This window comes from Paraburkholderia caffeinilytica, from assembly GCF_046030355.1.
Lineage (GTDB): Bacteria > Pseudomonadota > Gammaproteobacteria > Burkholderiales > Burkholderiaceae > Paraburkholderia > Paraburkholderia caffeinilytica_B.
Genome location: NZ_JAQQCQ010000001.1, coordinates 127,623 through 152,041, shown reverse-complemented (window position 1 = coordinate 152,041; position 24,419 = coordinate 127,623). Strand labels below are relative to the sequence as shown.

18 protein-coding genes are annotated in these 24,419 nt (G+C 55.7%); 10 read left to right on the top strand and 8 right to left on the bottom strand.

What is annotated here, in order from left to right; translation table 11 throughout:
- Nucleotides 1–135: 135 nt before the first annotated feature.
- The 10 genes from PQQ95_RS00650 (at nucleotide 136) to PQQ95_RS00605 (ending at nucleotide 15,049) form a co-directional block, all read left to right on the top strand.
- On the top strand, nucleotides 136–891 hold the full coding sequence (locus tag PQQ95_RS00650) for a hypothetical protein (protein WP_408433674.1): 756 nt from the start codon (nucleotides 136–138) through the stop codon (nucleotides 889–891).
- Between the two features lie 60 nt (nucleotides 892–951).
- Complete coding sequence (locus tag PQQ95_RS00645; RefSeq protein ID WP_408433672.1) at nucleotides 952–2,037, top strand: hypothetical protein; 1,086 nt, start codon at nucleotides 952–954, stop codon at nucleotides 2,035–2,037.
- A gap of 9 nt (nucleotides 2,038–2,046) precedes the next feature.
- Complete coding sequence (locus PQQ95_RS00640; RefSeq protein ID WP_408433670.1) at nucleotides 2,047–2,589, top strand: hypothetical protein; 543 nt, start codon at nucleotides 2,047–2,049, stop codon at nucleotides 2,587–2,589.
- A gap of 1,221 nt (nucleotides 2,590–3,810) precedes the next feature.
- Complete coding sequence (locus tag PQQ95_RS00635) at nucleotides 3,811–6,369, top strand: type VI secretion system Vgr family protein (protein WP_408433667.1); 2,559 nt, start codon at nucleotides 3,811–3,813, stop codon at nucleotides 6,367–6,369.
- Nucleotides 6,344–7,384 carry a DUF4123 domain-containing protein gene (locus PQQ95_RS00630; protein WP_408433664.1) on the top strand — a complete coding sequence of 347 codons (1,041 nt, stop codon included), beginning with the start codon at nucleotides 6,344–6,346 and terminating at the stop codon, nucleotides 7,382–7,384. Before PQQ95_RS00635 ends, PQQ95_RS00630 begins: the two co-directional genes overlap by 26 nt.
- A 45-nt stretch (nucleotides 7,385–7,429) precedes the next feature.
- Entirely contained in the window at nucleotides 7,430–10,306 is a 2,877-nt protein-coding gene (locus PQQ95_RS00625; protein WP_408433661.1) for a T6SS effector BTH_I2691 family protein, read from the top strand.
- Between the two features lie 8 nt (nucleotides 10,307–10,314).
- Nucleotides 10,315–11,049 (top strand): putative type VI secretion system effector, encoded by a 735-nt coding sequence (locus PQQ95_RS00620; RefSeq protein WP_347143851.1) that lies wholly within the window; start codon nucleotides 10,315–10,317, stop codon nucleotides 11,047–11,049.
- Nucleotides 11,050–11,121: 72 nt separating this feature from the next.
- Nucleotides 11,122–11,373, top strand: coding sequence for a PAAR domain-containing protein (locus PQQ95_RS00615; RefSeq protein ID WP_408433658.1), 252 nt, complete (start codon nucleotides 11,122–11,124; stop codon nucleotides 11,371–11,373).
- A 104-nt stretch (nucleotides 11,374–11,477) separates the two neighbouring features.
- A complete protein-coding gene (locus tag PQQ95_RS00610) occupies nucleotides 11,478–14,315 on the top strand; it encodes a T6SS effector BTH_I2691 family protein (RefSeq protein WP_408433655.1) in 2,838 nt (945 codons plus the stop codon).
- Nucleotides 14,312–15,049, top strand: a complete 738-nt coding sequence (locus tag PQQ95_RS00605) for a putative type VI secretion system effector (RefSeq protein ID WP_347143848.1) — start codon at nucleotides 14,312–14,314, stop codon at nucleotides 15,047–15,049. Before PQQ95_RS00610 ends, PQQ95_RS00605 begins: the two co-directional genes overlap by 4 nt.
- A gap of 445 nt (nucleotides 15,050–15,494) precedes the next feature.
- On the opposite strand, the gene PQQ95_RS36630 is transcribed toward PQQ95_RS00605, so the two are convergent.
- From PQQ95_RS36630 to PQQ95_RS00560, 8 genes are all read right to left on the bottom strand, one after another.
- The gene (locus PQQ95_RS36630) at nucleotides 15,495–16,181 is read right to left on the bottom strand and encodes an FRG domain-containing protein (RefSeq protein ID WP_507022025.1); all 687 of its coding nucleotides are present in this window, start codon (nucleotides 16,179–16,181) and stop codon (nucleotides 15,495–15,497) included.
- Between the two features lie 297 nt (nucleotides 16,182–16,478).
- Entirely contained in the window at nucleotides 16,479–16,916 is a 438-nt protein-coding gene (locus PQQ95_RS00590; protein ID WP_408433652.1) for a hypothetical protein, read from the bottom strand.
- A gap of 260 nt (nucleotides 16,917–17,176) precedes the next feature.
- Entirely contained in the window at nucleotides 17,177–18,079 is a 903-nt protein-coding gene (locus tag PQQ95_RS00585; RefSeq protein WP_408433649.1) for a plasmid partitioning protein RepB C-terminal domain-containing protein, read from the bottom strand.
- The gene (locus tag PQQ95_RS00580) at nucleotides 18,076–18,978 is read right to left on the bottom strand and encodes a ParB/RepB/Spo0J family partition protein (RefSeq protein WP_408433646.1); all 903 of its coding nucleotides are present in this window, start codon (nucleotides 18,976–18,978) and stop codon (nucleotides 18,076–18,078) included. The genes PQQ95_RS00585 and PQQ95_RS00580 overlap by 4 nt, the downstream gene beginning before the upstream one ends.
- Nucleotides 18,975–20,540: a recombinase family protein gene (locus tag PQQ95_RS00575; protein ID WP_408433643.1), complete on the bottom strand. Its 1,566-nt coding sequence runs from the start codon at nucleotides 20,538–20,540 to the stop codon at nucleotides 18,975–18,977. The genes PQQ95_RS00580 and PQQ95_RS00575 overlap by 4 nt, the downstream gene beginning before the upstream one ends.
- Nucleotides 20,541–21,559: 1,019 nt before the next feature.
- Nucleotides 21,560–22,207, bottom strand: a complete 648-nt coding sequence (locus tag PQQ95_RS00570; protein WP_408434529.1) for a DUF4194 domain-containing protein — start codon at nucleotides 22,205–22,207, stop codon at nucleotides 21,560–21,562.
- 2 nt (nucleotides 22,208–22,209) lie between these two features.
- A complete protein-coding gene (locus PQQ95_RS00565; protein ID WP_408434526.1) occupies nucleotides 22,210–22,836 on the bottom strand; it encodes a DUF3375 family protein in 627 nt (208 codons plus the stop codon).
- Between the two features lie 609 nt (nucleotides 22,837–23,445).
- Nucleotides 23,446–24,312: an AraC family transcriptional regulator gene (locus PQQ95_RS00560; protein WP_408433640.1), complete on the bottom strand. Its 867-nt coding sequence runs from the start codon at nucleotides 24,310–24,312 to the stop codon at nucleotides 23,446–23,448.
- Nucleotides 24,313–24,419: the final 107 nt, after the last annotated feature.

Sequence of the window (24,419 nt, the reverse complement as noted above, 5' to 3'; positions counted from 1 at the left end):
GTCGCGTCAGCGAAAGCATCTGAAATCGGGTGCAGCAAGAAGCTGTCGCAGCGGATTCTGCCAGTCCGTCCGATACTCAAAACATAAATGCTGCACCTTGCGCCGACTGGCGCAGCGAGAATAACGAGGAACGAAATGCCATTTGGTGCGTTGAATCTTTTATCTCCCGTAATCAGCTTTGCCTTGGGTACGGGATATGCACGCTGGAATGATCGCCGTCGAATCAAATACTGCGCTGACGGTGAGACCGTCATCCACAAGCGCGACGCTATGGACGGGTTGGTGGTATCCCATCACGGCGAACCCGTTGATCGGATCACCAGGTCCTTTGTCTCGATCTGGAACGCGGGTAAAGGGCCCATCAAACCCGAAGACATGGTAGCTGACAATCCGTTGCGGCTTACTCTGGAGGACGATTCAAGGATCCTCTCGGTCAGAACGGTTCACCGTGACGACGACGTAGTAAAAGTAGCGGCCGTTTCATCTGACGACGGAAGCTGGCGGATCGAATTCGCGCATTGGGAACGGGATGCAAGCGTCGTCCTTGAGGTGATTCATACATCACCGAAGCTGGTTCCAAAGCTGATCGGAACGATCAGTGGCTTTCAGCCAGTCAAGTGCCTGGGCCGGGTTACGACGGGCGCGTTCCTGCCCGCTCGCCGACGATGGCTGTATCGACTGGCACCTGCGCTTGCAATCCCGCTATTTGCTGCCGGAGTATGGGCGGTCTCGGAAATGAAGCTCATGCCCGATCCGAAAACAATTCTCGGATTGCTTTTGATTGCTCCAGGAGAATTTTTACTGATCGTATATGGCATTGAATTTATCGTGAATCTTCGCGTACCACGGAGCGTTCGGAGATTCTCCATCGACAGCATCAGCAAGCAGTAACGGACCATTTGTGCAGCAGACTGGCGCTGGCCAAATAGACTCAATCACTAAATACCCCAAATGAACTCTCCTCTGTTCAACATTGACAAACAAATCAAGGCTGTCGGATTAGTGGATAGCGATGGCCGCAGTATCGATGGCCACATCGCAACGCTTGCCTTTATGTTTGTCGAATACGCAAAGCACCCGGAGTGGCTGCTCCAACAGGTTACCGAATCGCCCAAATTATGGAGCACGCTTCGACTGCATGCTGACCGATGGATCCGATTGACGCGTGAAGGCATCGAGCTCGCTCTCTACGGGCCACGCGAGAATTGCGGCTTTACCCGCACCTACCGATATCGGAGGTCGCCGACCGCTACACGAGCTCATGGTGAATCCGACACTCAACAGATACGTGTCGAAGAGTTCTCAGACGAGCGAGCGTTGATCAGTACGCTACATACCGAGACTACAATTCAGACATTTCGGAATTGGCGGGATGAGCAATCACGGATCTATGCGGCTGCGACGAAGATGGCCGAAGGACGTATCAGCAACACCTCCGTACAGCGAGCGGTCATTCTTGGAAGCGGAAAGGGCTGCATCGTATGCGGCGCTCCTGCGACGCGCTATGCGCATTCGACCGTTGGTAGCGACACCGCTGTCATGTTTATGTTGCAGCTATGCGCTCCTCATCTGGAAGAGGTCCAGTCGCACCCGTCTGTACTTGCATTTATGAATACAGTTTTTTCAATGGGTATGGACCTCTCAAGCCTCATCAGGAGCAACTCGATACCGAAAGAGTTAATAGACCCCCTCGCCGAATATATGCGAGCAAACTTGGGCGCGACTTCAGTGGAGAGAGACGACCGGGATAACGGAATTCATCTCAGCTTTACTTACCCGTCCACATGGCGATGGACGCTTCGGCTGCAGTCCTTTACCGACTATGCTTACGTTCTGATGGACCCTTCCGAAAATCATAGAGCGAAGATAGACTCGGCTTCCCATCACCCTGTCGTACCCTTTGGTCCAGACCATTGGCATGTAAACGCGACGAAGAAGGTAAAGCGCGACACGATTTTGCCGAGTTTTACCTATGGCTTACCGCTGTTCGACTTTGGATTGTTGGATCGGATTGCGAGGGAAAAGGGGGCAATTTAGGCTTGGCGAATGACTAATATTTTCATTGCTGGTTCGATCAGCATCAAACATCTCGATCTGAAGGTGAAGAGGCGCATCGACAATATTATCGATGCCAATCACACCGTCCTGGTTGGGGATGCCGATGGCGTCGATTGCTCGATTCAGAAGTACCTGTCTCAGAGAGGTGCCAAGCATACCATCGTATATTGCAGCGGCGCTGAGCCGCGCAATAACGTCGGCCGCTGGCCGGTGAACAGTGTACAGGTCGAGCATGCAGCGCCAGGCTCTCGTGCGTTCTTCACGGCGAAGGATATAGAGATGGCAAAAGCTGCAGACTTCGGTCTGATGATTTGGGACGCCAGAAGTACCGGAACACTTGGCAATGTCCTCGAGTTGCTTCGTCGAAAGAAAAAATCTGTCATTTTTATCAACACTGCGAAGCAATTTTGGACAGTCGGAGACGTAACGCAGCTCGAACGTCTGTTGAGTTTTATGTCTGAATCGGCAATGCGCATCGCCAACGACAAAATCGGACTTCACGACAGGATCAATGATCTAAGGCACAAGTAGTCCACGGTCCATACGTAGTCTTCAGTTCGTTAAGTTGCATGCCGCGCGACCGGCTTTCCGGGTTATCCACAGGTCGCCCAGAGCAAATGGTGTAGTGACCTGGACGGCGTTTTCCGTCAAACCCCGGTATCGGGTGTCCATGCAGGCAAACCGCTGCCAGAGGAGGCGAAACGGATGTTCGATCTTGGCGTGGATGCTAGCCTTCGAGCGTTTGATCTAATCGAATATCGCGTCCGGGTGATCGCGGAGGTCTAATTGTCTGCTGCTACATGGTTCCATCGTGATATGCCGGTAGCCCGCCCAAATCGCGCACAACGCGACCACGACCCAAAGGTCGAGGCAAGGTCTGTAAGCACCGCTGTCTCCCGATGCTGGCGAGCGAATCACCGCACTTCCAGATAATCGTCAACACTATCCGTTATTCCAATCGAAACCTATTTGCGCGGTCAATACATGCGCGCTGCAGTTCGATAAATTATGTAAATTCGATCTCTGATCGATTTTCTGGCCAGGCAACTGGACTGTGATTCGGAGTTTTATAACGAGCGACAGAAGGAACGACACGTGGGGCGTAATTGCAGAGAACGGCTTCCGACAGGGCAATTGCGCGGCAGACTGCTTAGCTGACGTGCCGTTGTCGCACACTTCCGCTTGTATGCGTGCCCGCTCATACTGCGCTGCGCCTTGCTCTACGGGCAGCCGGAGCCGGCTGGCACGACAGAAGGCATCGAGACCCGACTTCGTCCTACACCAGCGTAATAGTTCGGAGAAGGTGGAAATGCAGATCATATTTGCGGTGACGGTAACGTGGTTCGTGACACGAGATAAACAATAATTCTGCTTCGCCGGCGGTCTGTCGCTCGAATCCGTGAAGTAAAAAATCCCCTGGCAACAGGTATGCGGACCGCCTTCCTGCAATAAATACCGGTTTAACAATTGATTTTCCAGTTCAGATTGCAGTTTTCGTCTTACCTTTTGTATTATCGCGGACAATACTGCGGACTTAACGCGCGGCGTCATGTCATGCCATTCGCATATCCCATTCGAGACCAATGTGGATCAGCGTTTGGGCACAGATTTGACCAGCCGCAATTGATGCATTCAGCAGATTGGAATCGCGTCCGGCTATTTTTCAGAATTCCTGTTGGTCTTCACTAGATCGAACGCAATAGCCGGACGGGCCTTCCATCCACAAGAAAGCAAAAAACGAAAGGATTCGCGATGAGCACGCAAGACGGGATAAGCGCCATCACGGGCGGATTAATTCAGCAAGACCGCCTGCTTAAACTGGATACGTCGCTGGGGGCAAACACGCTGGTACCGCAGCGTGCGGTAGGCCGCTCGCGTATTGGCCGCCACTTCGAATTCACCATCGACGTAGTATCCACGTCGAGCAGCGTCGAACTCAAGACCCTGATCGCACAGCCGGTCACACTGTGGATCCAGCAAGCCGACAAGTCCTATTTGCCGCACAACGGCTACGTGCACACCGCACGACGTCTCGGATCTGATAGTGGGCTCACGAGCTATCAATTGGGTTTCGCATCGTGGATGCATTTCCTGAGGTTTCGTCGTGACCAACGCATCTGGCAGGACAAGAGCGCCGATGAAATCGTGACGGACGTATTCAATACGCATCCCCAAGCGCAAGGGATGTTTCAGTTCGCCTTGTCACAGCCGCTGCCGTCCCGTTCATACTGCCGTCAGGATGAAGACGACTGGAACTTCGTGCACCGCCTGCTGGAGTCAGAAGGTCTGTTTGGTCTCTGGCAACAGGCGCAGGACGGCAAATCGCATACGCTGGTGATCACGGACCGGTTGGCGACGGCGAAAGCCATGTCTCCGGAAACGGTCAAGTTCTACCGGGCGGGGACCAGCAGCGAGACTGACGCGCTGACGCAATGGTCAGGCACGCGCACGTTGCAGAGTACAACGCTCACCACGCGCACGTTCGACTACAAAAGCCCCTCCACCCAGTTCAACCCGAAAGGCACCAACGTGCCGACCATGCCCAACCAGGGCTCGCTGCCAGATCAGGCCGAAGTGTACGAATACACGGGCGCGTACACCTATCCGAAACAGGATCGTGGCGACCAGCTGTCCAAATTCCGGATGGAAGAATGGGAATCGCGCGCAAAGCGCTTCCATGGCGAGGGGGGATTGCGAGGAATCGACGCCGGACTGCGCTTTACACTGAGCGGCCATCCGGATCACGATCGAGACGCGGCTGATCAGAAAGAGTTCGCCGCGATCGAGACCGCGTGGGTAATCGAAAACAACTTGCCGATCGGCGGCCCGGCGGCGGGTTTTCCGAACAGCTTGCAAGCGACATTGTTGCAGGTACGCGACAGCCACACGGGTGTGAGCACATTCAAGGTGCCGCACGCGGATGGCTCGGAAGGGTTTTATCGCGTGGAGATAGAAGCTCAGCGCACGACGGTCCCGTATCGCAGTCCATTCGAACACCGGAAGCCGCAGACGCATCTCGAGTCGGCGATCGTCGTCGGGCCAAGCGGTGAAGAGGTCTATACCGACGAGCTGAACCGCATCAAGGTGCAGTTCATCTGGGACCGCCTGAACAGCGGTGACGAACAGGCTTCATGTTGGGTGCGGGCGGCACAGGCGGATACCGGGAACGGCTACGGCGGCGTTCACATGCCGCGAGTCGGTGAAGAGGTGCTCATCGATTACGTCGGCGGTGATTGCGACAGGCCGGTTGTCATATCGCGGCTCTATAACGGCGCGACGAAGCCGCAATGGCATTCCAACGGTTTGCTGTCTGGCTACCGCTCGAAAGAGTACGGCGGCACCGGTTACAACCAGATGGTGATGGACGACGCCACGGGCCAGAACCGTGTGCAACTCTACAGCAGCAGCGCGAATTCGCAATTGCACCTCGGTTATCTCGTGCAGCACACGGATAACAACCGTGGTGCGTTTCTCGGTAACGGCTTCGATCTGAAATCGGATGCCTACGGCGCAATCCGTGCGGGTCAAGGTTTGTACGTGTCGACCTATTCGGCAACGGTCAATCAGCCGCTTGATGTGAGCCAGGCGAACAAACAGCTGGTCAGCGCGGAAAGCGTGGTCGAGATGCTGTCGGAGGCAAGTAGCGCGAATCAGGCGGAGAGTCTCGAGGACGGTCAGAACGCGCTGAAGAAGTTCACTGATGCCACCCAATACAGCACGTCGGGCAGCAGCGGCTCCGGTGGACACACTGCGGGCGGTGGCACGGGTAACGCCAACGGTTTCTCGACACCGATCATGCTGGTGGCGAGTCCCGCCGGCCTGGGCCTGTCGACGCAGGACTCGACGCAGATCACGGCCAATCAGCACGTCAACATCGTAAGTGGGCAAAGTACTCACATCGCAACGGGCAAGTCTTTGCTCGCAAGCGTTTCCGAGAAAATCAGCCTCTTCGTGCAGAACGCCGGAATGAAGTTGTTCGCGGCCAAGGGCAAAGTCGAAATCAAGGCGCTAAGCGATGAGATGACGCTTGCCGCGCTCAAGGATTTCACGATCACCAGCAGCGAAGGCAAGCTCGTGCTGTCGGCCGACAAGGAAGTCTGGATCGGCGCAGGCGGATCGTATATCAAGATCACGCCCGACGGGATCGAGAACGGGACAACGGGCAAGATCCTCGAAAAATGCGCGGCGTGGGACAAGCCCGGGCCTGCGTCGATGCGTATTCCTTCGCCCCTCACTAGCGTTGTGAAGGGTTGTTCGTGGAAGACCGCGGCGGCATCGGCGGACAGTGCGTCCAGCGTCATCCTGGATTGAGGCGACCATGGAATCGTTAAACTATCGCAATGCGAGTGCGCCGCGCGTTGCGGCCAATACGAAAGAGCAAGCGGCTGAAGTTTCAGCCGTCGACCAGACCGTCGGCGTGCTGAGGGCGTACTTCAGCCAACGTCCTGATATGCATTGTCTGGTCGTGATCGATCCAAGTCGACTCGGTTTCCCGGAGAGTCTGGAGCAAAAGATCCCTGTCTTCGAACAACCGCACGCGATCGTAACGATCGCGCACGAAGCGTTTCCTGACGAACACCGCCCCTACCTCGTCGAACTCAATCTCTCAACGCCGGACGGCGTGGAACTGCTGGCGGAAAGCGTACGCCTTGCATTCGAAGACCGGCATCCGGACTCCGTAGCCCAAGGCCTTGGACAGCGTGTCGGCGGCTGGCTGGCCAGCAACGGCTCGGCGGACGTCGTCGCCGCTCACTGGTCGCAACAAATATTGCAGACGGATAACCGCGGGCGCCAGTGCGCATTGCGCTTTTACGACTCGCGCGCGCTTAGCCTGCTTTGGTCGATGTTGTCACCCGGCCAGCGACAAGCGCTACTAGGGCCGGTGAGTGCTTGGCACGCATTGGATGCGTGCGGCAAGCCATGCATTTACACGAGTACGGATACATCACTAGCCGATCTGACTCTAACCGATGCACAGTGGCAGGCAACTCACCGTCACGGACTGGTCAACCGGGCACTTGGCCTGCATATGCAGGCCATGGAGCGGCAGCCCGATCCGCAAGAGGTCGAGGCCGCAGTCGCTAGCGCCGCTCGCGCGGAGCAATATGGCTTAAGCGACCGCGATGACATCATCGCGTTCATCGGTCATGCGCTGGCCTGGCATCCGCAATTCGATCGATATCCGAAAGTGACACTGGCATTGCAACAAAGGGAGCCGGACGACTTTTATACGGCGACTGTCAATGAACTGTCTCCGGACGAGATAGAAGAAATCCGGCGCGGTAACTGGGTTAACGAGAAGTCACTTTCGTCTGCGGCGCGGTAATCGACCTCAAACCATTTTCAAGCCGTCAGAGTATGAAAAGAGTGTATGGATCCGACCGAACAACACTGCGCTAATTGCAAAAAAACTGGCTTGCCCATCTTGCCGGTGCGCTATACCGTGCTCCCAAAAACCGTTACCGCGAAGCTGCCGGGCGGTATTAGCGGTACAGGTGTCACGAATATCGAGTTGCATGAGCATCACTACGGCTTGCGCGCATTGCGTGAAGGCTGGCTATACCTGTTTTACGTCAAGGGGGCGCGCGGCAGTAACTACTGGGAGGCGTACAAGGTCACACAAGATGGTCGTTTGTGGAAGCAAACGTTGCCCCTCACGACCACGCCAACGATACATCCCGCCTGTGCGCAAAAAAGCATTGCCGTGCCGATGGACCTGATTGCGATTGAGCAGCCGGAGAAATGTACGGGGCGCGTCTATATCGCGTTTTCGGAAATCACCTGGCATAGCGATATCTTTAAGCAGTACGCAGACAACGAGACACTGCGAAATAAGCGGATGCAGTGGATCGAGCCGGCGAGATGGATCACGGGCAGCAAAGACGAAAACGGACATGCCGTGATTGCGACGGAGGCGAGTATCGACGATGTCGTCGAGTACATGCCCGGCCTGGATCCGAAACTGCTGGAACCTCAGCGGTTGCTGGAACCCAAAAACGCAGCGTTAAGCGATGAGAGCGGCAATTACAAAGAAGAGTGGGTGAAGAAGGAAGCGACGCGGTATCCTCTGCACGTCCGTCAAGCTACCCCTGCGTCCGCGAGCGGCTCACTCGTCAAACTAATGAACAGCGTCGGCGAGACGGAGGACGGCAAGCCTCAGCCGCCAATGCTGCTGGCCTTATGGGACGGTATCGGTAACGCTCACGAACTGAACGGATTCCGCAACGATCCGGCATCGTGGTTCGATCAGTACGTCACCGAGCGCGCGCTGCAGGTCACTGCAATGCACAACATCGATACCGCGCACAAGATCGTTCAGTCCCGTCAGGAGCAAGCGCTCAATGACCAGGAGAGCATGGCGAGGCAAGCGCATGAGATGACTCCGCTTGGCCGACCGGAGGCGCAGACGGCACTCGCCGCGCAGCGAGCGCGCGCGCTCGCCGGTGCGGACGCGGCGCGGGCGACCCAAATCAACGCTTATTACGATGACATGAACTGGATGGCTGCCAACAATATTCCGGGCAGCTATCAGACGCAGTTGATCCAGATGGGGCGGATGAGCAGCGCGGGGAGTGCCAGCTCGAGCGCGCCTTATACCGGTGCATACCGCGATGATGTCATGAACAAGGCACGCGCTTATGCCCAGGCGCGCCCCGGATTCCACGATCGCAATGTCAAGGACAGCACGAAGCGTGCGTGGTCAGTGTACGAAGCACGACTCAAACGGGACGACATTGAGACCTTCCGAAAAAAATACGAAGACTTGCAGTCGACCGTTTATCAGTTGCAGGAAACTCGTAGCGATGACGTAGGGAAATGGGTCAATGCACCGCTGCTAATAACCGCGCTCGAAGACTGCCACCCAGCCGACATGCACGATGCGTTGGTCTTCGAAACCGTTGTGTCCGACGCGGTCGTCGGTCTGGCGTCCACCCCAAAGGGTAAGACGGTTGTGGATGGTTTGCTCACCCAATGGGATCCGACGCAACCCGGCAGCCTGATCTGGCGTGTCGTGGCCATGAATCAGATGGACGCCCGCCAGGAACTCGGCCAGGCGCTGAAGGCCGCGCAAGCGCATAAGGCTACATCGCTGGAAACAGGCTTCGAAACGTTCGCGTCGATTGCGGCTTCCACCAAGAAACTGGTTGGCTACTATAAAAGCCTCGCTCAAACGGCGCTGGAAACTGACCCCAAGAAAATCACGCCGCTCGCAGGGTTATTGCAACGCCTCGGCGCGGATCAGTTCGGTATGAGCGTCGGTGATGCGATCTTCGCCAAGTTCAGAGTCAACCAGATTGGTGATTTTGTCGGTGAAAAATTTATCCAATCGATTCTGTTGCAGCGCGCCGGCGTGCCCTACGAGGACGCTATCGCACTGGTTCGCAAACAGGCTGAGCTCGAGAAAATAAGCCGCCTCGATACGATCAAACGTTTGCTGGTGGCGCGCGCGGCTTTGCGCAGCGCTGCTCCTGAGGGGGCATCTAAAGCAACGAAAGAGTTGTACGAAACCTGGGACAAGGTCAAGTTAGCTGACGAAGGCAAAAAACCGCTTCTCATGGGACGTATTGCGGTTGTAAGCGCACTGCTAGAAACGGTGAACTTCGTCCATCTTTTAGCCGGGGCACAGGACAAAGATACCAGGCTCAAGCTGATTCAATCGGGCGCGTCTCTGTGTTCGTCGCTTATTACAATCAGCATGACACCATACTACGCTGTGCTTAAGAACTCAGTGCGATCTCAGAGCTGGAAGCTGGTCGGAGGCGCGCTGGGGAGTGTGGGAACAATGATCTCTGCATGGCTAGATGTTGAAAAAGCCGGGGAAGGCCGCGATAAGGGCCAATACGACACCGCCACTGTTCTCTACGTCAAGTTTGGACTCGGGACCCTGGCAGGCACAGCCATGCTGATCGACGCAGTCAGTACGGCTGCGCCATTGCTTAAGAAACTGGCGGCACGGTATGGCAGTGAAGTCGTTATGGGTGCGGTCGAGACCATAACTGAGCGAGTAGCGATTGTGGCTGGCCTACGTGCAGTGGGTATGCTCATCGGCTGGGAGGCGACTATCGGTCTGCTGCTTCTTCAGGCGCTAGCGGATTGGCTTACTCCAGATGCATTGGAGGCATGGTGCTCCCGCTGTGCATTTGGTACTGGGCGCGAGACCATCTTGCGAGTCACAGATCATAGCGTGGCTCGCAGCACAGACGCAGCACAGCAGGACAAAGACTTTACTGACGCGATGGCCAGGTAAGCCAAATCATGAAGAAAAACGAATCGACTTTGCAAACCGTCCTGTTGCGCGGGACGATTGCCAACCTGCAGCGCTCCCGGCGTACTCATGATTTTGTGCTCACTCAATTCCAGCAAAATGCGGTCGGCGCAACCGCCGTGGGTGCGGCCGCAATGGGTTTGGGCGCAGCTGGTATTGGACTCGTGAATATGGCATCCAACGCAGACGAGGAAGCCGACTGGGTCGAGTTCGAACTGGACGGAATGCAGATGCAAGGCTGGCTTTGGCTCTTGCCGATGCGCAATGGCGACGTTGTAGAAGTCGTAGCCGAGAAGGTGGGAGAAAGCCGGTACGTCGTCTATTCGGTCAAGCGAGACGGAGACGATATCGTTTCCGTCTATCCGCATGCTACCGCGGGCCGCAAGCAGCACTATCGCAGCATGGCAAAAATCATGTTCTGGGCTTTCGTGCTCGTCAACGCAATCGGTGTGTTTGCGATGCACAGGCCGGGAGATTTCGGCGAAAAATTTCTTTCGTTTGCTGCGTTCATGGGCGTCGCGATGGCGGCAACTCTTGTCGTCTTTGCAATTATTTTTTACCGTGTCACCCAAAAGATGATGGGCTTTGTTCGGCTTGCCGAAGCTATTTTCAGAACCTATGGCTGGCCGGACGTGGAAAACATCAACCTTCGCAAGACCTCACGCGAGCACCGCGGAACCAATACCCTCGCGAATTACGGTCGCTATTACTTCCGTTACAAGTAAATCGTTCGTAGAGGACGCAATGGACACCAATAAGGTCTGGCAATGTTTCACGGTAGAGAAGGAGACGACTCCATGATGAATCTCATTCGTCTCGATGACGATACCGATCATGGCGGCAAGGTGATCACCGCATCGCAGACCATGTCTTTCGATGGCCGCTTTGTTGCTCGCAAGGGCGACGAAGTCTCCTGTCCAAAGCATGAGGACGTCAAACCCAATGTCATCGTTGAGGGTGACGAATCGATGATGGACAACGGTGTGCCCATAGCGCGCCATGGCGATCAGGCAACCTGCGGATGCAGGCTGATATCGAGCCTCATTTGAATGCGACGAGTCTGTGATCCCGTGAAGCACAGCGTAACCATTGAGTAGCGACGGCGTGAAAGACTCTGACCATTGCGTCCAATAATCGAACACAAAAAATCATCATGGCAACGACCGATCAAAAATGCGCTAACTGCGAAAAGGCGGGTTTACCGATCCTTCCGGTGCGGTATACCGTACTGCCGCAGACCGTGGGGGCGAAACTGCCGGCCGGCATTAGCGGTAAAGGCGTAACGGATGTCTCTCTGACGGCGCATCACTACGGTCTGCGCACATTGCGCGAAGGGTGGCTCTACCTTTTCTATGCGAAGGGCGCGCGTGGCAGCAACTACTGGGAAGCCTACACGGTAACCGAGGATGGATGCTTGTGGAAGCAGCCCCTGCCACTTATGACTGCTCCGGCGATTCATCCCGCCTGCGCTCAGAAGAGCATCGCCGTGCCAATGGACATTATCGCGATTGAACGTCCGGAAAAGTGTGGCGACGTTTATATCGCCTTCTCTGAGTACCCGTGGCACAAGGACATCTTCAAACTGTATGCGGGCGACGCAACACTTCGCGCGCAGCGCATGCAACGCATCGAACCGGCGAAATGGATCACAGGTGCAAAAGATGAACACGCTGCGGTTGCGACCGAGCAGAGCATCGATGCCGTCGTCGAGTACATGCCAGGTTTCGATCCCAAGTTGTTGCAATTGCCAAAACAAAAAGTCAGCAACCCAAACGGTAGTGTTAACGCGGACGTGTTGAAACACGAAGCGACGCGCTATCCGTTGCATATACGCCAGGCGACACCGGCTTCAGCGAGCGCCGCGCTTGTGAAACTGATGAATGGCGTTGGTGAAACCAAAGCAGGCAAGCATCATCCCCCAATGCTGTTGGCACTTTGGGACGGCATCGGTAACGTGCACGAACTGAACGGTTATCGCAACGACGCTGCCGTCATGATGACACGCTATGTACAGGAATTGCCCAAAGAGATTGATGCGTTGCAGTCGATCGAAGCGGCGGAGGTCGCGGTAAAAAATGGCGCAGTTGCTTCAAAAAGCCGCTGGCGTTCGGCTCGTCAAGCAGGCTGGGAGGCGATGATCAATTCGCCTGGCGCGATGGATGGCATACCGTCGATGCCGTCGCCCGAACAGGAAGCGGCGTCGGAGAAGAACATCGAGGACGCGGGAAAGATCAGCCCGGCGGAGGCTAAAGAGATCGGCGAGGCAGAGTGGCCGAAATATCTGGATAAGCTTAACAAACCCAGGTTCCAGCAGTTTCGCGGCGCGTTCCAATCTATGCAAGCTACCGTGAACCAGTTACAGGCTGACCGTACGGCGGACGTTGCCGCGTGGCTGAAAGCACCGCTGTTGCTTGCTACTCTTCACGATTACCACGAGAACGACATTCCCAATGGTACTGCGTTCGAGGGCGTGGTGAACGAGGCGATCACCGGGCTGCCGTCTGAAGAGAAAGGCGCCCAGGTCGTGGTCGATCTGGTGAACAACATGGATCCCACCCAGCCGACGAGTCTGGTTTGGCGAGCCTTCGCGTTCAACCAGAAACAACCGAAGGTGGAAATTAAAGAATTGCTCGCAAAGGCGACGGCGTACAAGGCAACGCACGCAGAGGAGATCGCGGAGATTCTTGAAAAGATCGCCAAGCCATTGGAGAAGTTGAAAACGTTTGTCGAATTTCGCGAAAAAATGGGCGAAGTCAAGGAGCATGAGTACGCAATCTCGGCTACCGAGCGTGCCGTAAAAAAACTTCAAGTCGACCGGCTGAGCATTGCGATTGCCAATGCGCTTTTCAAGTGGACGGGGATGGGTAAAGTGAGCGACTGCGCGGGGGCATTTCTGATACGCGGTGCGCTGATGATGCGGGTCGGCATAAGTCAGACCGACACCCTCGATCTGGTCAAAGAATCGGCGAACGTCGAACCGAAGTTGCGTGCCAAGCTGGAAAGCGGCTACCGCGCATTGCGCGCAAAAGGCGTGAAAGCTGCGGAGGCATATGCGCAGACTCTCGAGACTTTGGCATCAGATGAAAGGGGCCTCGTGCTCCGGGCGAAGTGGAATGCTGTCAAGCTGACAAGCGAGGGTGCGGAGGCTGCTACAGGGATTCGAATCGCCGGAACGTTGGCGATTATTGAGCTGTTTGGTTTTGGTGCGAGTCTGGCAAAAGTCGACAAAAGTGGAGAAGACTATGCGATGCTCGTAGCGAGCGGATTTTCAGCTTCATCTGCCTGTTTGCAAGCCTCCAGCAAAGCAATGGCGGCGATGGCGAAAGATGCAGCCCAGACTGCGGCTAATTTAAAGGCCATCACAGGTTATTTTGGTGGCGCATCGGCAGCGATTGGCGCGTTCTTCGACGCGAAAAAAGGTGTGGCGCAAGCGCAGGACAGCAAGATCTGCCTCGCGTCACTCTATTTCATTAAGAGCGGTTTGGGATTTACTGCCGCCGCTGCTAACCTCTTGACGGCGCTAACATCAAGCGCACCAATGATCGCGAGAATCACCGGTGGGCGCGGCGTCGTGTGGCTAGGCAAGGCGAGCGCTGGTATTGCCGGAGCGACGGCAAGAACTGCCAGCCTGGCAACAGCCGCCGAAGAAGGTACGACGGCAGCGGCTCGGGCGGCCGCAGCAAATGCAGCCGGCAGAGAAGCAGTTGGTGTGGCAGCAGGAGAAGTTGTCGTGGCAGTTGGCGAGCGCGGCGCGTTGCTAATGATAGGGCGAGTTGCACTCTTCATGGCAGGCTGGGAGGTCGCTGTGGTAATCACAGTGATTCAAGTCCTGATCTGGTATTTCTCGGATAACGATTTGCAGGGCTGGTTTGAAAAATGTACGTTTGGCAAGTCGCCGAATAGTCCTCCATGGGAAGCGGGCAAGCAGCATGAGGAATTCGAAAAGGCACTCAAGAGCGTTGGGTTGACGGCAAGTGAGGGTTCGGAATGACTATTGAAGCAACATCGTCGGCGCCCGCAAAATTGTTGCGCGGCCGCATCACCAATTTGCGTAAAACACGTCGCAGCCAGGACTTTTTCTTTACCGACTCCGACCGAAAAAAAATGGGTGCAACGGCAATTGCGGCTGGGCTGGCAGGGTTGGGCGGCATCGCTGTTGGCTTAAGCGGTATGGCAATGGATACGACTGAGGAGGCAGATCTTCTGGAATTCGATCTGGACGGTAAGCCCATCAAGGCGTGGGTGTGGCAGTCAGTCTTCGATGAAGGTGATGAAGTCGAAGTTGTCGCCGAGCAATGGGGTGACACTTGGCAGGGGTACGGCATACGACGTATCAGCGACAAGATTGTGGCTCTGCATCCACATTGCAGTAGGGGTAGATATGCTCACTACAAGGCTTCACTGCGGTTGTGGCTGAAAGTCTGCCTACCGCTGCTCTTGTTTATGTACCTTTTAACTGGCGCGATAGCTTTCTTTGACTCGGTGGATAATTGGACGGGTATCGTGCAAATGTGGGCCTTGGGTGGGTTGGGTATCCTGGCAATACTTGGCGTGATTGCCTACCGGATGTCACGCAAGTTCATGGGCTTTGTTAGTCTCGCCGAAGGCATTTTCCAAGGGTTTGGCTGGAAGGACGTCAAGGACATTGATCTGCCGGCGATCACCAAGAAGGGCAAAACATCAGGTGAACCAGGTGCGCTCGGGATTCTCTATTTTAGATATTGATAGTGCGAGACATCGCCAGTGGGTCAAATGGCGGCTTTAATAGATGAATGCGCAACCAAGTTCGGTGATCGGAAAGTATACGAACTCCGCTCCTCGCTGGAGGAGCGTCAATCGAAGGCGGCGGAGCTCAAGCTTGCTGCCTGTCATCAATTCGGCCCGTTCTCAAAAACTGACGCCCTCGAAAAACGGCGGACGACATGCCGTTTCAAAGTCTAATGTAACGCCATGCATCGAAATGGCGATGCTAAGACCAGCTAGGTGAGAACGCTAAACTGCTGCTGCCCAAGCGAGACTGTCTCGACAATCGTTTTTTGTGAATACGATGTTCCCAAGACCTTCAACGCTACTCAAGACGGGATGACCAGTCGCCTTGCTTGCACGGCGCAAAACGTCCATGCTTCTCTTCCGGACAGCCAAGTGTTCCTTTCAGGGCCTCGGCCTGGTCTCATAGCATTGATGACGCCGGATATTTCCAATACTCCTGAGACTCGATCGTCCAATTGATGTGGCTTGAAACGCCGTCGAGTCCTGGAAACAACGTCGCATCATTGAAACCGTAATAAGACAGCTGAGCACGCAGCTTGGGTCTGAACGCCTCGGCTATGCGAATCGCCTCCAATCCGAGGACGCCCGTGGAGTCTGAGCGAATGGCCGAAGTAGGATCTGGATGGATCGTGAACAGGCCACCCTGACTCGTTATCCGGTCGGCTATTCGATGCGTACGGAACACTGCCAGTTCGCGAAATTCCTTCGGGCTTCCCTTCGCCTCCGGGGGAACCGCCGATTTGAATTTTGCGGCGTACACGACTGCATCACCCGGCAAAGAGTCCCGTACAGCGAAGTAGCTCGCCACAAGCGGATTGGAGGACCAATCAAGGAGACGAGTCGCAAGACCGTGATGCTGAGCTACTGCGAGCCACTCCCAATCGTTTTGCGGTCGCACACTTACATACGCGACAGCCTGGCGGCGCCATGAGTGGAATACGACTTGATCGTCTATCGTCCTATATGGATCTCGTCCGGCTTTGGGTATTAGCGTCCAGTCTAAATGTGCGTGACCCCGAAAGAGCCAGCGCTTGTCCGCCCGGAACGACTCGAATGCAGCGTGCAACTGCTCGAAGGAGGAAATCATCGTCAAAGCGACCAAGTTATCGTTAGTCCATCAATGTTGGGGGCTGTTGTCGTAAATAGTATCGGCAACGTATCCCGCAAACTTGAGTGTATCTGCCGGAAAGTCGGTGACTGTTCACTGCGGGACGTTGCGCAGCCACGCTCACGGGCGATTCGGCGACTACGCCGGACAGCAAATATCGAGTATTGCCGCCTCTTACTGAACGACCTCTGCGTCCAGCGGCTACGCGATTGCTCAGGCGAAATGCACACACCAAATACAAGCGGAACCACGTCATGCAAAGCTAGGGCACTTAAATTAGTGCCCCGACAACAAAGAGGTCACAGCGGATTTAAGTATTTCCTTTACCCCGTCCTTGAGGGAATCCTTCCCAACCTCAACAAAAAAATCGCCAATGTTGCGATTTTTCGCTTTCAGTGAACTAGGCATCCTTTGAAGAGCTGCGAGTCCCTTGCTGGTCAAACAGCACTCGTGTACTGGCGTATACGGCGGTCTTACTTCGCCGCGAATGTATCCTTCCTCTAATAGAAAGTAAGCGGTATGGTTGTACAAATTGACAAGGTCGAACCATTGCTGCATCTCGGCGTGGTAGAGCTGCTCATCTTGGTTCAGCGATCCTTGCGGAGGCATTGGAAAGTCGCCTGCTGCTAGCGTAATTTTTGTCGGGAAATTTTGGTAAAGCTCGCCCAGCAGCGATGCCACGGCGGAGTTGAAGTGTTCGATGTTGCTACTCATTTCCTCGGTCAGCTAGTTTGTTCGCTACCACGTTAGCCGTGGTGCTTTGATGCGTTTCGATTGTACGATAGCTGGCAGGGTCTGGCAGCGAAGCAGTTGTTCAGGTGATGAATCGCGCGCTTGGGCGATTGACGGCGAATTGACGAAACTGAGCCCTATGCGTCCCATTCTCAAAACTAACGCATTCTAATAGCGGAGGCTGCCTTCAATTTCAAGGTCTAATATGACGCCATGCACCGCATTCGCGATGCTAAGAGCAGCTAGGTGAGAACGCTGAATTGCTGCTGTTCGAGCGAAACTGTCTCGACAATCGTTTCGAACTCAGCCAGCAGGTCTGGCTGACGTTGCTGCAGGTATTGAGCGACCAGTTCGTTCTCCAGGAGCCTGGCGAGATATCCCTTTGCGAGCACCAGGTTCAGCACATCCTGTCCGTAGGTCTGCTCGACAAGTTTGTATTGCCCCTGCAGATTACTCATCTCCCGCTCCATCTTCGCCATTTGCTCAGGCGTGACGCCGGTCAACTTCGGTGGTTTCTTTCCGTCGACCAGTCGCGCTGAGGGTGTCGCGACAAGCAGCGCTTCGGCATAAGGCACGGTCACATTGTTTGCCGCGATCATCAGTTCGACGCATTCTACCTGCCGCGTCGGTTTCATTTTTCGAATTGCACGGGCAAGCTCTACGGAAAACTGACGATCCCCCAGAAGTTCGGCGGCTTCAGGGCATATGCCATCCAGCAATGAAAGTTTCTTGAGAATCTGGGACACGTCCATGGCAAGCGACTTTGCCAGCCTCTCCGGCGATACACCCCGTTCGACGACGCGCCGGATCATATAGTGCTCCTGGATGGTCGACAGCCGATTGACGCGGTTGTTGTAGGTGTAGCTTTCGTCATCGGTTGCAACCAGACATGATGCGTCGACAAATCCAAGTTCCTGCATCGCAATGAGGCGCAGGTGACCATCAAGCAGCACATGTTGACCCGTACTCTGATGCGCTGCCGTGACGGACAGCGGCTCGATCAGGCCGATCTCCTCGATCGAGGCCTTGATCTGTTTGAACTTGCGGGAGTCGATGATTGTCGCCGGCGTTTTGCGCGACGGCAGGATGCACACTAATGGAACGGATAGCGGCTCAGGAATGAAACCGAGCGTCACGCCTGTCATGCGACGCTCCCGCCCGACCAGACACGCTCGGCAAGATATTTCGGCAACGTTGCCAGTCCTTCTGCACGTAGCAGATTGACGAAGTTTTCATCGGCGAACATTTGCCGGAGTGCGCCCACGACGAACATGAGCCGCTGCTGCGCAAATTCGGCCTTACGCACCATCGACTTCTGGCGTTCGACTTCATGCTGGTAGGTCCGCACCAGGCTCGATGTCGTTACATCCGTGAGCTTGCCCGACATGTTGTGGGCGGCGGAGCGCCCAAGCGTTTTCCGTCGTTCGATAATCCGTCGGGCGTCTATCAATTGCTTGCCCCGTAACTTGCCGGACTCGTAAGCTTCCTGCAGAGCAGCCTGTATTGCCGTGTCGTCGTCACCGGCGCCGACAATAGAGAGTGCGGCGTTAAGTGGAATCCGCCCCTTCTCCACTGCTATGACCAGTCGTTCCTCACCACGGTGCAGAAGCATCAGGATACCTTGGATATAAGATTGCGTGAGCCCCGTTTTTTCCGCGATCACCTTCGACGTATATCCCTGCTCCTGCAATTGCCGGATACCGGCGAGGAGTTCGAGCGGCCTGCACTGACGACGCGCAATGTTCTCCGCTAGGCTCATGATGAATGCGTCTTCGTCGCTGACATTCACAACGATCGCCGGGATGGTCGTCTCGCCGAGTGAACGGAAAGCCTTCAGGCGACCCTCGCCGCACACAAGCAGATACTTCTCGACGCCATCTGCTGTAGCACGCGGCGTAACCTTGATCGGCTTTTTCAGGCCGATCTCCCTGATGTTGCCGACGATTTCGTTGAAGATGCGGTTGTTACGCTCACGAGGATTGATGACCTCGATCTGGTCGACCGGAATCATCCTCACTTCACCGGTTTGTTGCTGCGGGTTCATGCCACCCTCCGGAGGCGAGCCCGCTCTGCCATGCCATAGAGATAATCAAGCGTGTCAAAACGGTAGCTGTCGAACTCAATCCTGTTCTGGTCGGCGAGGCTGATGCGCGGCTGGCCGAAATCCAGACGCGGCAGGAGGTAATAATCGAGCGCTGCGGAATTCGCGTGGTCGAGCCTAACGGCTACCGTAATGTCCGGCAGCAGGCTCGTGTCAAACCGGACCTTCCAGTGATGCCGCCCATTTTCGCGTGTCTGGCAACGGGCGAGAACGAGGCAGGTAGTGAACTCATCGTTGACGGTGAGCATATCTGTGGCTGGATCGCGTAGCACTGCGCCACCGAGATCGGCGATCTTCTTCTCCGTCTGCGCAACGATTTCAGGGTGTAACTGCCGGAGGAAGCGATTGGTCTCGAGATAGCGGTAGTCGCGACCAGGCGTGAAACCCACGGTCTGGTATGCGCGGATCAGGCTGCCGAACCTGTACATGTAAACGGAGCTTGATGGCATGCCATCAGTCTCGTCGATAACCAGGCCGGACAGGAAACCACGGTTGCGGTACAGGTTGCGCAGACGCTCGATGAGCTCCTCATTCGAATAGCGCCGGGCGCGCGCCCGCATGATGCCCTGCGCCGTGTAAAACACTTCGCTTGGTACGATTGACTGGAATGCTCCTTCCTTCCGGATCCACATGTCCGGTGTATTCACGACGCGCATTTTCTTGAGCTTGAATGACACGCGGTTGTAGACGTTGTTGCCGATGTATTTCTCGTTGGTCAGTACCTCCCGTACTGTCGCTCGTGTCCACTCGCGATCGAGATTTGTGTGAACACGCATGCCATTCAAGCGGGCCGCAATCTCGCATTCATTTAACGATCCGTCGATAAACCAGTTGTAGATGAGATTGATAATCCGGATTTCGCTCTCGGGCCCTGGCATAAGGATGACCCGATCGGTCTGCAGGCTTTTGTGCTCGCCTCGCTGAAGTTCTCCTTTCATGATCCCGTGCTGGTCAATGAGCACACGACGCAGACCATAGCCGGCTGGCCCTCCCTGCCGGAAGCCGAGTTCGATCAGCCGGCACTGGCCGGCAAACACCTTGGCCGACAATTCCCGGCTGTATTCGCCGGCCATTGCCCGCTTCACTCCTTTCACGATGGTGGATACCGGCGAGCCGTCGTTTTCAAACTGTTCGGCGCAATAGGCAACCTGGATGCCGGCACGCCGGCAGACATACTCGTAGTACGCACTTTCATCTGCGTCCTGAAATCTCCCCCAGCGACTCACGTCATAGACGAGGATCACCTGAAAATCCGCACGACCGCTTTCGACGTCCTTGATCAACTGCTGCAGCGCCTGCCGCCCGTCGATACGCAGACCGCTTTTACCCTCGTCGGCGTAGGTGCGAACGATCTCGAGACCGCGCCGCACGGCGTACTCCCGGATCCTGTCGCGCTGGTTCTCAGTCGAGTACTGCTGGTGCTCAGTCGACATACGAACGTATTCGGCCGCCCGTACCGAGGGGGCCTGCGCGACGACGGTATCGCCTAAGTGATCGAGTGACACGGTCCTGCTCCCGCTGCTTCGAATCCTCGCTCCCCTGAGCTTGCGTGCCCGGCATCGCGTCGGACACGCAGGTCGTCACTTTCGAAACGCAACCGCGTCGCAACTGCGGTGGTGTCTGATTCAGAGCGGGTACAAGGCAAAGGTAGCAGGCGTGGCGCGGAAGTCGATCACGTCATCTCTTTGCAATCACGTATGGGTGGCCCGTTTGGTGCCGACAGCACGGCGATATGGACGGTGCACGCGTTCATCTTTGCAATGCCCGTTTCGACCGCACGGCGCAGTATGTAGAAGCCTGATGCGAGCGGGTGTAAAGGCGGTGACGCGTCCATGTTTGCAACTGGACTGGAACTTCGTCGCGCATTCCGCTCCCGTTGCATCGCGCAATTTCGTTCCCGATAGGCCGGGTGCGTCGCGCGGTATTGACGCCAGTAGCCCGGGTGACGAGCGCGCCATTTGGCCTGCGCCCGCGCCTGGTTGTCGCGATAGTCGGGATCACTTCGAAGTCGCTGCTGTTGCCAGCGTCGGCGTCGCTCTCGCTGGCAGCCCATGGCAGAACAGAATCGTTGATTTGGGATGTGGGACAAAGGACGGAAGAGGCTGCCACAGGCAACGCAACGGCGAGCGTTATTCATCACGCGCTCCATACGTAAGGTAGCAATCTGGAGCACGTTGGCAGCCGGGCATCCAACCCGCCTGAGAAATGCTGATGTGCAATCGGCGAAGGCTGCGAGCGCTCAATCAGCGCGTTTTTTGGGTGGGTGACTCAGTCTAACGAATTCGCGACACAAATCCGGGTAGTCCAACTAATTCGGTTCGGGGGCTGAAAACAATTGGACCGAAAAAGTTAGCAAGTTATTGATTAATAAGGGATGCCAGTCTAACGAATTCCGTTTCCCTGCACAAGTGTGCAGGGAAACGGAATTCGTTAGACTCCCACGCTTCTTGCGAGACTAGAAATGCTGAGATGGTAACCGGACAATGCGTCGTCGGCGACGAAATCGAGTCCGGGCAGTTGCATGTCAGTCATCTGTGTTCCTTGATGCTGCTGCTCCGAGTTGCGCTTGATAGACCGCGAGCCGTGTGTCGAAATCGGCGAGCCACTGGGCGTCGACAAACGCTTTGAGGATTCGCTGTACTTCGAACGCGGTGGCTTGGCCCTCGCGCTTGCCGGCGCCCGGTTTCAGCTTGCGCAAGAAACCGAGTTCGACGATCTTGTTTATTTGTGTGTCGATCTGGTCAATCAGTTTGGCTTCGTTGCTGCCTGACGGTAAAAATACGCGAATCATTTCCACCATCTGCTCGCGCGTGAGAATGAGGCGAGTGTCACCCCCGCCGGCGTCGGACTCGGCGAGCTTCTTGCGCAGCAACGCCAGCATCAGACTCACCGGAAAAGACAACGGGCGTCTTGCGACAAGACGGGGCAATACGGGCGAATCGTCATCGCCGTCATCGGGGCGGGAGCGCAGGAACGCGTAACCTTCCGCTTCGTCGAGCACCAGTTCGAGATTCAGCACCGTGACGTAATCCCTTACGCGCGCTTGTAAGTCGAGCAGGGCGCTCCATAGGACGGCATCCGCGTCCCGGTAAATCACGCCTTTAAGCAACGGAATCAACAGGCTCGACAGATCGTGCGTTGAGGCCGTTGCGTCATGTTCCTGTTCCACTATCTTTATCTCACGAAAATAACGCGTGGCAGGCTTGCCTGCCGGGTCTGTTGTTCGCCGCTGTCTTTCCGGCTACGCCAGACGATTGTTTCGCTGACCTGCTCGTCCACGACCGTGCTGAACGTGTCGCCGGCAAGTTGCAAGTAAGCGACCAGTTCAGCTAAACCTTGCTGCAGAGGCTGGGTGTCGCACAGCTCGCGCAGCGTCACTTGCGAACGGTCCTGCAGAACATGACGGATAAGCAAGCGCGATTCAGTACCGACGAAACTACGTTCCGTCAAAGTGCCAAGCCACGCAATGGCCTTTTCCGTAGCGGGCGTGAGATCGAATTGGGGTTCGTCCGAATCCTGACGATAAAACTTGCGTAGCCAGCCTTTGTCGTTGGCGGCCCAGTCGTTTAGATAGTCGGATGCTGCTTTTGGAAAGGCGGTGGGGCCGAGCTGCTCGCGCAATGCATACAACTCGTCTTCCAGCGCTTCGGCCAGGTCCGCTTGCGATATCACACGCACATTGGGCGCTGTGAAAGTGCGATGCAGAAAGCTTGCGACTAGCGGCGCGTGATCCGAGCGCAGCAGCCGCCATGCCGGATGATTCTGGCGCAATACGTCGAGCGTGGAATAGTCGAAGTTCATGGTGTAGGGGTGGGAAAAGCGGAAACGATCGGGAGGGCGAGCAACGATTCCGCACAATCGGTTGCAATCAAACCGTCCACGACCAGAAGCGGCGAATGCAGCCGTTATTCTCCGCATTTTACGCGGGGAATAATTTGCGTTTGCGGGGAAATCTTCCCCGCTGAGGCGCATCCAACCAGCACGATTAGTGCCGGGACAAGTCGGCCCGTTCCTGGGCAGCGCTGGACGAGCACGGCGAGCGACAAGTCAAACTGACCGCTGAATGCTGGATAAGTCATCCCACTTATCCACATCCCCCTCTGGACAACTTTTGTACAAACCACCTGACACGTTGTGGGCGAAACTTTGATAAACCAACAACCTCGCCAGGCCAGTCAAAAGTTTTCCCTGGCTTCTTGCCTCTGTCCGCGCACGCTCCGCAGACTTATCGATTCCGCAGCTCCTTGATCCGTAAACGAAGATCCAAGTTATCCACAGAAAAGTGAGGTGCTTGTTAACTATTACTACGTATACATATACAAAGACTATAAAAACCAGAGAGGCATCCGCGAACCTCGCTGCGTAAACATGCACAACGCAAGCACAACCACCCAACCAGAACCAAACCCCTCAAACCAACGGCAAACAAATCTCCGTCAGTAACTCAGCAGGCGCAGTCTCCTTAGGGCTATTCAAATACTCCTCAAACACCGGTGCATCCGCCGCTTCCCGCCCCGATTGCACAAGCCACGTCCCATACAACCACTCATAAGCCGCCCGCATATCGCTATACGGTCCCTTATGCCGCAACACCGCATACTCCCCGCCCTTCACATGCGCCACCGAAACCGGCGGACTCACCGTCACCGAAGCCTGCACCGGATGCGGCAACAACACCCCTGCCTTAGACCGCAACTCATCCTCAGCAACAACACCCGGATCGTCGTAGTAAATCCCGATCATACGCATTTGCCCCGCCAGCAAATTATGTTTCGCCAACCAGCCGAATAGACCGTCGAACGCCTTGCCGATCTGCATATACGGCCCAACGTGATCCACCGACAAAACCTCCATCGGCTCCACGTGTCGAATCACCACTTCACGCATCGTCATTTGATCGTCTCCTGAAAGTGCCGGACGAAACCGGCTATGCGTACCCTGCTTGCGATACTGCGCCGGCGGAATGCCAAAAACCGCGCGGAAGGTGCGAGAGAAAGATTGCAAACTGCTATAGCCCGAGCGCTCGGCAACTTCAGCGATCGGCATCGAACCATTCGCGAGATATCCCGCCGCACGATGCAGTCGCAAACGTCGCACGGTCGTCGCGACCGTCTCGCCATACATCGCCTGAAAGATGCGATGCCAGTGATATGGCGACATGCAGGCGATTTCCGCTAAACGATCGATATCCAGCGGTTCGTCGAGATGATCGTAAATATGGTCCAGCACGCGGCCAAGCCGCGTTTCGTAGCGCGCCCGATTGTCCGATTGGTTCATGGCTGAGTGACTAACTAACCGAAAGAAGAATGCCGGATGGCATGCGAATCAAAGTACCACGCTCTCATTTACCAAATCCTGCGATCTTCGCCAAAACGCGCACGAAC